The sequence below is a fragment of the Pedobacter sp. genome (genome assembly GCF_045628745.1).
In the GTDB taxonomy this organism is placed as follows: Bacteria; Bacteroidota; Bacteroidia; order Sphingobacteriales; family Sphingobacteriaceae; genus Pedobacter.
The window spans coordinates 1-11,967 of record NZ_JAZQPU010000098.1 but is presented as its reverse complement, the minus strand read 5'-3'; the positions used below and the strand labels follow the sequence as shown (position 1 = coordinate 11,967).

Here is an 11,967-nt window from a genome sequence, read left to right as displayed (position 1 = left end):
TTGTCTTTTATTGACCTGATAAGGTAAAGCTGATTGGAATGTTGTATTTAACACGAACAGGTTTACCATTTTGTATACCTGGAGTCCAACGTGGACTAGCTTTTAGTACTCTAATCGCTTCTTCGTCAGTACCACCACCAAGTTTACGTACAACTTGGATATCAGTTAAATCACCATTTTTCTCCACAACAAAAGATAAAAACACTTTACCTTGAATGTTGTTTTCGGCCGCCATTGGAGGATATTTTACCGCTTTACGTAAGTAAGCATAAAATTTGTCCATACCACCTGGAAAACTTGGCTGAGTTTCAATACTCACAAAGTCATAGACTTTAGTATCTTCTACTACTGCTGCTTGTTTTGGACCTTCACCAACTGGAGAAGCAATCACAATATCAGCGTCAGGATCACCAGCTATTGTTTTTTGACCTGGATCTGCTTTTTTCAAATCTTCGATTTGAGGAGGCTCCTCGTCACGCACCAAATTATCCGGCTTAACAACTGGAGGAGGAAACTTAACCTGATCCTGTTTTGGCGGTGGTGGCTCAACCGGTGGTGGCGGAGGGGTATCCGGGTTTACCGGTGGTGGCGGAGCAACAGTTACCTCCACTTGCTGCACAATTTCTTCTTCCGGCAACTGTCCTTTAATCAAAGAAATGATCTTCGGCGTGATGAACAAAAGAATAAATACTGTTCCAGCGTAAAGCAAGGATTTAGTTGTATTTGAACCATTTTGTCTACGAAGCTCGTAAGCACCGTAACTTTTATTTTTATCCTCAAAAACAACATCAAGCCACTCTTTTCTGAATAAATCTATTTTAGAACCGAACATTGATTTAATGTTTAATGTAAATTAATATTATAAAATTCCATTTTCCTTCATGAAATTTGCTTCTGAATCCAAGATGTTCACATCATCAATTGCTGGAGCAGAAGTAATTTTGGTGATGTTTAACTCATCCATGATATCTACAAAGTTTTTGTATTTCGCACCTGAAGTAGGTTTGATTACAACTACTAATGTTCTCTTTGGATCGTTGTTATTAGCATCAGCAACTTTCTTTTTGTTTTCCAGTATTGATTTTCTGATTTCACCAAAGCCTTCAATATTAGGTCGGCTTGCACCAGCCTCACCCATGTACCAGGCAACTTTATCGTTTTTACCTAACAAAATAGTCATCGTTTGAGAAGCTCTTAATTCAAGTCTGTTCTCATCCTTTGCATCCTGATCTGGTTTAACGATATCCATTGCAAGTGGCTTCGAAAGGGAAGTGGTTAACATAAAGAAGGTAATTAGCAAGAAGGCTAAATCCACCATCGCAGTTAAATCTACTTTGGTATTAGCTTTTTTGGTTCTTACTTTACCACCGCCTTTTTTCCCGCCCCCGGAGGTATCTAATTCTGCCATTGTCTTTTATTTATCACCGCCTTCAGCAGATGTAATTAAACTAAATTTGTTAATTTTTTGTTTCTGAAGAATATCAACGATCTTTTTAACAGTTGGGTATTCCTCGTCTGCATCTCCCTTGATACTGATCCTCATTGAAGTAGAATGCAACTCTGCAACTGCTTTTCTTGAGTTCAAAATCCAATCAGCTAACTGATTGTTTACAGAATCTGCAGGGATACCTGTCTGCAGTGGAGATGACGTTCTCTCTGCTTCACTGTTTAAAGCTACAAATTGCTTTAAACTTTGGATTGGCACACCAAAAGATTGAATAACGCCGAAACGTTCTCTTTCTTGCGGGGTAAAGCTGATTTTATACTGCTCTGCCATTTTATCCAACGTAGCCATTTTTACGTCTTTTCCAACTACTTCATAGAAAACTTTACCATGTCCGATGGTCAACTTCGCAATATCAGTATCCGGAACCGGAATCTTATAGGTTGAAGATGGGATAGTGATATCCAAAGGATCAGGCTGACGTGCAGTTGCTGTTAATATAAAGAAGGTCAATAACAAGAAAGACACATCGCACATGGCGGTCATATCAATCGAGGTACTGCTTCTTTTAACCTTTGCTCTTGGCATAATCTTTTAAATTACTTATGTTTTTACTAATGATGTTTAATCTTCCGGTTTTCCATAAAGCCGGTAAAAAAAAATTCATTATTTATTATTTATGCGTAGATGCATAAGTTTGGATGATGCTGAAACCTGCTTCATCAATTGCATAAGTTAATTTATCAATTTTTGAAGTCAAGATGTTGTACATAATAATCGCAACTGTAGAAGTCGCAATACCAGTAGCTGTATTAATTAGGGCTTCAGAAATACCATTCGCTAATGCAGCCTGATCTGGAGCTCCAGATGTAGCTAAACCACCAAAGGCCTTGATCATACCTGTTACTGTTCCTAATAGACCTGTTAAAGTACCTACAGATACTAATGTAGCAATTACAGTTAAGTTTTGCTCTAACATTGGCATTTCTAATGTAGTTGCTTCTTCAATATCTTTTTGGATAGCTAAACATTTCTGATCTGTGTCCATGTTTGCTTCAACTTCCATTTCACGGTATTTTTTCAATCCGGATTTGATAACGTTTGCTACAGAACCTTTTTGTTTGTCGCACTCAGAGATTGCACCTTCAATGTTACTTGAAGCTAAAAAGCCTTGAATTCTTTTAATGAAAGCATCTAAACTTCCAGCACCTGTTGCTTTGCTAATTACAATGAAACGTTCAACAGAGAAAACAAATACCATTAAAAGCATACCCATTAAAATTGGAACGATCATACCACCTTTATAGGCCATGGCAGCATAATTTCCTGGAAGTGGGTGATTTGACGGATCATTGTCTACAAAGTTAGAAGGATCTCCCAATACGAATTTGTACAAGCTGATACCGATAATGATACAAATTGGAATCACTAACATTGCGAATAAATTAGAAGCTGTTGAGCTAGAGCTTTCTTTTGTTACTGTTGGTTTTGGTGCGTTTGCCATTTTTTTTTAGTTTTTTAGTTTTTTTAAAACCTTGTTTTTTTTTAAGATTTGATAATAATTACAGTATTACAAACAACGACTAATATACACAATTGTTGCAGTAACAAATTTAGAACTTTGATTGATATTTCAACATTAAATTATCAAACTAAATTAAACTCTTACTTGTGTAAATTCCCCTTAGCCTTTGTCTATATTAAAAAAAGATTGCCTCTGTTCTGAGACAATCTTTCACAATTAAAACTAAAAAAAGAATTAAATGCAAATTTTTCGCTAAAAAAAATCCTTTAAACCCTTATTTCGTTGATTTTTGGCAAAGATCGGCGCATTTCGTCATTAGCATAAGCATCAAACTGTTTAAAGTTCTCAATAAAGGCAGCAGCAAGTTCGTTCGCACTTATGTCGTAATGATGTTGATCTGACCATGTATTTCTGGGGTTCAAAATTGCAGATGGAACCTGCGGACAAGTTACAGGCATTTGCAATCCAAAAACAGGGTGTTTTAAAAATTCCACCTCGTTTAATTCGCCCTTTAAGGCGGCAGAAATCATCGCCCTGGTGTAAGCTAATTTCATTCTTTTGCCAACCCCATAAGCACCACCCGACCAACCGGTATTCACTAACCAAACATTTACCTGGTCGTGTTCTAGTTTTTCACCAAGCAGTTCTGCATACCGAGTTGGATGCAACGGTAAAAACGCTTTCCCAAAACAAGCAGAGAAAGTAAGCTGTGGTTCTATAACACCCGTTTCTGTACCTGCAACTTTAGCGGTATAACCAGAAATGAAGTGGAACATGGCCTGGCCTGTAGTCAATTTAGAGATTGGAGGCAGCACCCCAAAGGCGTCTGCCGTTAAAAAGAATATATTTTTAGGCTTTCCTGCACGTGAAGGCAAAATTGCATTATCAATATAATTGATTGGATAGGCAACACGTGTATTTTCTGTTTTACTGATATTAGAAAAATCTACTTTGCGCGTACCTGGAAAGTAGTTGATGTTTTCCAGCAACGAGCCAAATCTAACAGCCTTAAAAATCTGGGGCTCATTTTCTTCAGACAAGTCCACACATTTGGCATAACAGCCTCCTTCGAAATTAAAAACCTGCTCCTCATCCCAACCATGCTCATCATCACCGATTAAGCATCTTTGCGGATCTGCTGACAAAGTTGTTTTACCTGTTCCTGAAAGGCCAAAGAATATTGCCGTATCGCCTTTTTCACCAACATTTGCAGAGCAATGCATGGATAACACATTCCTTTGGTGAGGGAGAATAAAATTTAAAACAGAAAAAATACCTTTTTTAATTTCTCCTGTATAAGCGCTGCCGCCAATAAGGATCACTTTTTTGGTAAAATTGATTATTGTGAAATTAGGCTGGCGAGTACCATCCACTTCGGGATCTGCTAAAAAATCCGGCGCTGCAATAATCGTCCATTCTGGCTGCCCACCTAACTCCTCGTCTTGATACCGCAAAAACATATTGTTGGCAAAAAGACTTTGAAAAGCTTTTTCAGTAACTACACGAATCGAGGTTTTATAAGCATCACTCGCACATGCATAAGCATCTCTGACATAAAAGTGCTTGTTATTGAGGTATTCGGTAACTTTAATAAAAAGCGCATCGTAATGTACTTCGCTGATTTTAATGTTGATGTCCCCCCACCAAACAGCATCACGCGTAACCTCATCATCAACAATAAACCTGTCTTTGGGAGATCGGCCAGTAAATTTTCCAGTATCCACGGCCAGGGCCCCGGTATCGGTTAGCGTTCCTTCCCCATTTTTTAAGGCTTCTTCGACCAATTCTGGCACCTCAAACTGATAAAAAGCATTTCCTGAATTCAAGTTTATATAGCTCAAGTCTGGCTTTTGCAATAAATCTTTGCTCATAAATTAAAGTATTGATCTCACAAAGCTAGTCAGATTTAAATGTAAAAAACAGCTAAATTAAGGATTAATTTTACTTATTGTGCTATTTACACTATACTTCAACCCGCTGAAATCAAGCTATATAACTTAATTAAATTGAAGAAATTACCCTCCGGATCTTTTCACCTTGTAGCCCTCCTTTTGAAGTAGTTCTACTACCTTATTTCTAAAATCTCCCTGGATTAAAATCTCACCATCTTTTGCGGCACCACCAACACCGCATTTCGTTTTCAATTGCTTCGCTAATTTTTCAAGATCTTCAGGTCCCCCCACAAAACCGGTGATAAGAGTCACCGCTTTTCCACCACGATTTTTTCTATCCAGCATCACTTTAAGGTGCTGTTGATTATTTGCCAAAATTGCTGTCGCGGTGGTTTCTTCTTCAGGGTATACAAAAGAAGGGTCTGTGGAATACATGATTCCACCAAAATCATTTAATATTTTCTTTGAAGGTTTCATAATTCGTATTTATATATATGTAGTTTAATTATGATAATAGAGGAACAATAACCCGCAACGATAAGGGCTTGATGGAGATGTCAATTTCTTTACCCATCATAAAGGGCTCCCCATCAATATGTATGGCAGCAGCCGTAGGCCTGCTGATGTGAATATCTTTGCCTTTAATAATTTCCACCATGCCAGAATGATGAGTTTTGGCAGTCAGCATATAAAAAGCCAAGACAGGAATTCGGTATAAAGGGAAGTTTTTAATGACGCATACATCAAGAAGACCATCACTAACAGAGGCCAAAGGTGATATATGCGCATTATTCCCATACTGTGAAGAATTGGCCACACTCACCACAAAAGCTTTGCGGGTATAGCTTTTGCCATCCACCAGAATAGTATAGGTATCCGGTTTATAACTTAACATCTCTTTTAAGCCAAGCTTCAGGTAGCCCGACAAACCTCTTTTTTTGTTTCCGGCGAACACAGCACTAACATGAGCATCGAAGCCCATACCGGCCATATTGAAATACACCTTTTCATTAAAAGTAGCTGTATCTATATGTGTAATATGGCATTGGTTAATCACTTCCAGCGCTTTGCGAGGGTCCATTGGTATTTTTAAAAATCTAGCAAGGCCGTTGCCAGAGCCAAAGGGAATAATACCGAGCACTTTTTTTTGCTCCAGCACTTTAGCACCAACTTCATTAATGGTACCATCACCACCTACAGCAACAATAATGTCAAAATCGAGCGATAGCGTTTCCTCTACAATTTCAGCTGCATGACCAGCATACTCAGTAATCCGATAATTTCCAATAAACCTCGACCGGTCTAAATAAGTGTCTATCAGCGCAGGAATCTTCATTTTATCCTTTCCCCCTGAAATAGGATTGATAATAAATAGTATGTTAGATTTTCTCAATAGTTGTGGATTAGATTATACAAAATAATAAATATTAATTGACTTATTAAATTTATAGTGCTAATTTCGCAATACTAAAGTGGACTGATTTGCGATGTTATCTAAGGATAGCGGGATTGCAACCACGTGAAAAAAAGTGCTAACCAATTACACACTTCCTTTTACTGCCTGTTAGCAGGGTCATTATCCATTTTACTTAATTATTAAGCTATTCAACTAATTATTTAAAATGTCATACTTATTTACATCAGAGTCTGTTTCCGAAGGTCATCCTGATAAGATAGCAGATCAAATATCAGACGCTCTTATTGACAACTTTTTAGCTTTCGATGCCGAATCTAAAGTGGCTTGTGAAACTTTAGTGACCACAGGACAAGTTATTTTAGCTGGAGAAGTAAAATCAAAAACTTATTTAGACGTACAGCAGATTGCACGTGATGTGATAAAAAAAATCGGCTATACAAAAAGTGAGTATATGTTCGAAGCGAACTCATGCGGCATCCTGTCGGCTATACATGAGCAAAGCGGTGATATTAATCAAGGTGTAGACCGTTTAAACAAAGAAGAACAAGGTGCAGGGGATCAGGGAATGATGTTTGGTTATGCTACCGATGAAACTGAAGATTATATGCCCCTTGCACTTGATCTCTCTCATAAACTGTTACAGGAACTTGCCGTATTAAGACGTGAAAACACGGTCATCAATTATTTACGTCCAGATGCAAAATCGCAGGTAACCTTAGAATACAACAATGATAACAAGCCAGAAAGAATTGCAGCTATTGTCATTTCTACACAACATGATGATTTTGACGAAGAGCCAGCCATGCTTGCTAAGATCAAAAAAGATCTTGTTGACATTTTAATTCCTCGCATTATCACTAAATATCCTCAATACGCACACCTTTTTAATGACACTATTGATTACCACATTAACCCAACAGGGAAATTTGTAATTGGTGGCCCACATGGTGATACCGGTTTAACTGGCCGTAAAATTATTGTGGATACCTATGGTGGAAAAGGTGCACACGGTGGTGGGGCTTTCTCTGGTAAAGACCCTAGTAAAGTTGACAGAAGCGCCGCTTATGCTACCCGTCATATTGCTAAAAACCTTGTTGCAGCAGGTGTTGCTTCAGAAATATTGGTACAGGTAAGTTATGCCATTGGCGTGGCTAAACCAATGGGTATTTATATCAATACTTATGGAACAAGCAAGGTTAACCTTACTGATGGCCAGATTGCCAACATAGTGGAAGAAATTTTTGACATGCGTCCATATTTTATTGAACAACGCTTAAAGTTAAGAAACCCTATTTACAGTGAAACAGCAGCGTATGGCCATATGGGCCGCAAGCCAGAAACTGTAACTAAAGTATTCAAAAACCCATATGGAGAAGAAAAAGTACTTACCGTAGAACTTTTTACATGGGAAAAATTAGATTACCTGGATCAGGTAAAAGCTGCTTTTTCTTTGTAAGAATATTCCCTACTCTATCAAAAGCCTGCATCAATTCATCATGATGCAGGCTTCTATTTTTAAAACTATTTAGCCTGTACGTTGTTTTAGAAGCACTAAATAACAACAATTATGGAACGTCCTGTAGAAATGAATACGCTGAGCCAAATCATGGAAAAATTAAGGCAAAAAGGCTTAGATAATGAAATAAAAATGACTGACCATGGTAAAATGCAAGGTTCAGGTGAAAATCAAATATATAAACCAGAAGATTTAACGATCATCAAAACCTATCGTTTTGAAGGTGATTCAGATCCAGGAGATAATGCTGTTTTGTATTTATTAGAGGATAAAAATGGGCAGATTGGCTATATTATGGATGCTTATGGAATGTATAGCTCTCAGGAAGCCACTGGCTTTGATGATTTCCTTAAAAAAATCCCAACAGCAGATCGTGATCTTCAAGAATTATTCGGTTAATGATCAGAAAAAAGGTGCTTTTGTATGTAAAAAGCACCTTTTATAAACCTTTTTCCACTAAGAATCGTTAATTGTCCGTACGATTAGTTATCTCTCTCATACCACCAATCATTCTAATCGCCGTACCCGTTATATCCCTAAGGATATAGCTGTTCTCTTCAACAATAGAATAATTTCCTTCCCCCTTTTTCCATTGATAATTAATGGACCATATATGCTTTTCCTGATCGGCTAATACTGCTCTTAAGCTATTTTCAACCCTCATTCTATCTTCAGGATGAATATCTGAAACCCACTTATTGAGAGGAAACTTGTTCTTAAATAACCGCCTATAACCAGCACCCCAGTGGATATCATCTTTAGAAATGTCCCAATCGTATATAGCATCATTAGAGGCCATGGTTACATATTTATAACGCTCATTATTTATACTTAAAGCTTCGTTAGCTAACTTTTGTTCCGTCACATCAATTCCAATGCTCTGCATTTCTAAAGGTAAACCATTACTATCTGTAAGGCAGACAACATGCCATAATACCACTTTAAACTTTCCATCTGGAGTTGGCATTTCAATTTCTACATTGTATACTTTATTTGGCTCGCTGATGCAATTTTCTGCAAGGTCATAAAATCGCTGGTACTGAATCGGCATTAATAATTTATAAACACTGCGACCCAACAAGACCTGATTGTCGTAAAGCCAGCCAAAATCAGCAATACATTGATCATTGCAGTAAGTAAACCTTCCCTCAAAATTAATACGGGTAACATAATTAGTTTGCGATTCTGCTAAATTTCTGAAATGAGACTCACTCTTTAAAAGCTCCTCTTGCATATTTTTACTTTCCGTAATATCCATGCTGGCACCAATCAACTTCAACACTACCCCTGCTTCATTCATAACGACCTTAGCAAAGGACTTTAAAAACCTGATTTCACCATTCGGCCGAACAATCTTTTCTTCAAAACGGGCTTCCTTTTTAGTACTCAATACGCCGCCAAATACCACAGAAATCGCCTCCCTATTATCGGGATGCAATAAGTTTAAGTAATCTTCAAAAGTTGTTTTATATGTCGCTTGATCCAATCCAAATATTTTATAAAGCGGATCCGACCAGGTTAAAGTATTGCTGACCACATTCCATGACCAAATTCCAAAATGCGCCATATCCTGACACTGCTGCATCAGCATATTGTTTTCTTTCAGCATTTCTATATTCATTCGATTTTCAATAATTAACTTTAAAAAGCGGGTCGTTCTTTTTAAGAAAAGCAGTTCTTCACTATTGGGTAGCCTTGCTTCGTCAAAGTATACCCCTAAAGTGGCAAGCACTTCATTATTAGCATTCATGATGGGGTATGACCAGCTTGCTTTGATACCAGCTTTTACTAGTTGCCTGCGGTATTTGGCACACCTGGGGTCAGTCTCAACGTCAGGGATAAAAATATTTTGTTTTAAAAAGGCAACAGCACCAGAGCACCCTACACTTTTATTAACTGGCAGTCCATCAATAGCAATCAAATAAGCAGTAGGCAAAGAGGGAGCAGCCCATTTATATAACTTACTATCTTTTACCTGGAAAATTGCACATTTCATTTTCGGGTAAATAGCTTCTACCTCATCCAGGTATGCCAATAAAACATCCTGAATAGAAACATCCTCCTGCCCATTGAGTTTAAGGATTCTCTTTTCCAGCATTCCTATCTCATTGACCCCGTTTGGTTCCGTCGTATCTATCAACAAGCCGCGTAACTTTAAGGGTAAACCTGCTTCATCAACAAACGATACAATACATTTTAACCGCTTATAAAGGCCCCTGGCTGTTTGTATACGGAACCATATGGAAAAATCCTTTCTCTTTTTCAACCGTAAATCATAATTTTTATCTACAAAATCAAGGTCAGCAGGATGAATTCTCTGTTTCCAAAAGCTGGAATCATCACGCCACTGCGCTACTGAGTAACCTAAAAGTGCCACCACATTTTCACTTAAATAGAGAAGGTTAGTGCTTTGCGCATCAATTTCCCACACTACAATTCCCGCTGATTCCATTAAAGATATAGATAGCGGAGAAGAACTGAGTTCTACAGCTGTATGTTTTTGGTAGGATTTTATAATTTGCGTAACCCCATGTATCCTTATAGCTCTATTGTCTTTATAGGTCACCTGACCCGCAGCTCTCACCAATTTTTCGTTGCCTTTTGCAGAAATCATAGAAACTTCCACATCATAGCGGCCGCCATTATTCCGGGCATCCTCAACCAACTCAGCAATCATAGACTTCTCCTTATTGATCTTATAAAAACTGATGATTGAGGTTAAAGTAGGCTGATAAAAAGCATCCACCTCATGAATTTCTCTTTGGACACTATTCCAGACAACCTTGTTACTGACGAGATCAAGATCCCACGCCCCGATACACCCCATTTCAAGTTGATCTTTGTAAACAGCTATTCCATCCTCTATGCTTTGGTTGCCTGAAGCATCCATCGCAAGCCCCGTGACAGCCGTTACAGTGCATAAAATATATTGAACCGCCTTCTCATCACCAAAAACAGGCGTACATGTAATTTCTTTGGTGATCACATCAACCAGATTACGCTGATCAGGTGACTGGAAAGCAAATTTTGCTGTCGTTTTTTCTGATTCTACTTTCCGGAACACTCCAGTCCATTCCACAATTGGGAAATCCGGAAGATTTGAAAAAAGCGTTGTAAAACTGCGACCAATGAATTCATCTCTATCTAATTTTTCTGATAAGAGAAAGGCACCATTTATAGCAATAATTATATAATCAGTTAATGTTGGTTGTATTATAAACCCTGGAGTGGGAAATACATTAAAAATTTCCATTAGGTAGTCAGTCCCTATCATAAAGTGGTATTAAATAGATTCATAAGATAGGCAATTTTTATATAGGTAATTTATTTTAGCTTAAATAGGTACTGCTATAGATGAACACTAATTTAAAGTTAATACCCTGAGCCAACAATTAGGTGACCGTCATATAACAAAAGTTTATACATTTTTATGATGGACGTTTTTAATCCAAGTGCTTTTCTTGCTTACTTTAGTCCTAACCTGAAAAATAATCATTTTCAATAGTTAACTCTATCAACTATATTTAAATAACCAGGGGCCAACTTATTCTTTTCTTTTTAAGTTGAATAGTTTATGCTTCCTAATAGTAACAGGTAAGTTCTGTGGTTACAACTTAGTGAATTTCCCTGCATTGATATTACCATATTAGGCGAGTACAACTTCCTGAAAAACATCCTTTGCTTCTTCGTTTGAAACATGGTAATTACTTCGTGCCCAGCGAATAAAATCATTTCGGTATTGTCGGGAAATTTTCTGTAAAGCTTCATTGTTACCATTTTTAATGGCGTAGATTAAGAAGCTAACACTAGCATATCCAGCTTTCAGATAGAGCCGCACGCTGTTCTTAATAAAGATATATAACTTCAAGTAGAATTACTAACATTAATTAATCAACACCTATCTTGTGGTGAAATTAAAAATGAGTGGCAAACAATAATTGCTACTAGTTGTTACAGAACAAAACATATCAAATGGGATTCATTATAGACCTTTTCATCAACGCCGGCATACTTTTTTTACTTGCTTATTTACTACCCGGTGTTTCTATCAAAAGTTATGGAACGGCTATATTAGTAGCTCTGGTTATTGGAATCCTTAACGCAACTGTAGGTTTCCTGTTAAGGCTCCCACTCAACCTAGTTACCTTAGGCCTGTTAACCTTTGTTGTTAGG

General features: G+C 37.5%; 12 protein-coding genes. 3 read left to right on the top strand and 9 right to left on the bottom strand.

Annotation, left to right across the window (positions count from 1 at the left end):
* Positions 1-7: 7 nt before the first annotated feature.
* The 7 genes from ACR2F7_RS04120 to ACR2F7_RS04090 all read right to left on the bottom strand — a co-directional run bounded on the left by ACR2F7_RS04120 (position 8) and on the right by ACR2F7_RS04090 (position 6,254).
* Positions 8-832, bottom strand: coding sequence for an energy transducer TonB (locus tag ACR2F7_RS04120; RefSeq protein WP_432712324.1), 825 nt, complete (start codon positions 830-832; stop codon positions 8-10).
* 27 nt (positions 833-859) lie between these two features.
* Complete coding sequence (locus ACR2F7_RS04115; protein ID WP_432712323.1) at positions 860-1,408, bottom strand: ExbD/TolR family protein; 549 nt, start codon at positions 1,406-1,408, stop codon at positions 860-862.
* 6 nt (positions 1,409-1,414) lie between these two features.
* On the bottom strand, positions 1,415-2,032 hold the full coding sequence (locus ACR2F7_RS04110; RefSeq protein ID WP_432712322.1) for an ExbD/TolR family protein: 618 nt from the start codon (positions 2,030-2,032) through the stop codon (positions 1,415-1,417).
* Between the two features lie 85 nt (positions 2,033-2,117).
* Complete coding sequence (locus tag ACR2F7_RS04105) at positions 2,118-2,948, bottom strand: MotA/TolQ/ExbB proton channel family protein (protein ID WP_432712321.1); 831 nt, start codon at positions 2,946-2,948, stop codon at positions 2,118-2,120.
* A gap of 287 nt (positions 2,949-3,235) precedes the next feature.
* The gene (gene pckA, locus ACR2F7_RS04100) at positions 3,236-4,840 is read right to left on the bottom strand and encodes a phosphoenolpyruvate carboxykinase (ATP) (protein ID WP_432712320.1); all 1,605 of its coding nucleotides are present in this window, start codon (positions 4,838-4,840) and stop codon (positions 3,236-3,238) included.
* A 144-nt stretch (positions 4,841-4,984) separates the two neighbouring features.
* Complete coding sequence (locus tag ACR2F7_RS04095) at positions 4,985-5,338, bottom strand: translation initiation factor (RefSeq protein ID WP_432712319.1); 354 nt, start codon at positions 5,336-5,338, stop codon at positions 4,985-4,987.
* Positions 5,339-5,366: 28 nt separating this feature from the next.
* The gene (locus tag ACR2F7_RS04090; RefSeq protein WP_432712318.1) at positions 5,367-6,254 is read right to left on the bottom strand and encodes a diacylglycerol/lipid kinase family protein; all 888 of its coding nucleotides are present in this window, start codon (positions 6,252-6,254) and stop codon (positions 5,367-5,369) included.
* A gap of 229 nt (positions 6,255-6,483) precedes the next feature.
* Here ACR2F7_RS04090 and metK point away from each other — a divergent pair, with 229 nt between their 5' ends.
* Both metK and ACR2F7_RS04080 read left to right on the top strand, forming a co-directional pair.
* Positions 6,484-7,734, top strand: coding sequence for a methionine adenosyltransferase (gene metK / locus ACR2F7_RS04085; protein ID WP_432712317.1), 1,251 nt, complete (start codon positions 6,484-6,486; stop codon positions 7,732-7,734).
* A 111-nt stretch (positions 7,735-7,845) separates the two neighbouring features.
* On the top strand, positions 7,846-8,193 hold the full coding sequence (locus ACR2F7_RS04080) for a hypothetical protein (protein WP_432712316.1): 348 nt from the start codon (positions 7,846-7,848) through the stop codon (positions 8,191-8,193).
* 67 nt (positions 8,194-8,260) lie between these two features.
* On the opposite strand, the gene ACR2F7_RS04075 is transcribed toward ACR2F7_RS04080, so the two are convergent.
* Together ACR2F7_RS04075 and ACR2F7_RS04070 are read right to left on the bottom strand one after the other, a co-directional pair.
* Positions 8,261-11,047: a PAS domain-containing protein gene (locus tag ACR2F7_RS04075; protein WP_432712315.1), complete on the bottom strand. Its 2,787-nt coding sequence runs from the start codon at positions 11,045-11,047 to the stop codon at positions 8,261-8,263.
* Between the two features lie 393 nt (positions 11,048-11,440).
* Positions 11,441-11,662, bottom strand: coding sequence for a hypothetical protein (locus ACR2F7_RS04070; protein ID WP_432712314.1), 222 nt, complete (start codon positions 11,660-11,662; stop codon positions 11,441-11,443).
* 104 nt (positions 11,663-11,766) lie between these two features.
* On the opposite strand from ACR2F7_RS04070, the gene ACR2F7_RS04065 reads away from it, so the two are divergent.
* On the top strand, positions 11,767-11,967 hold a 201-nt coding region (locus ACR2F7_RS04065; RefSeq protein ID WP_432712313.1), incomplete at its 3' end, for a phage holin family protein.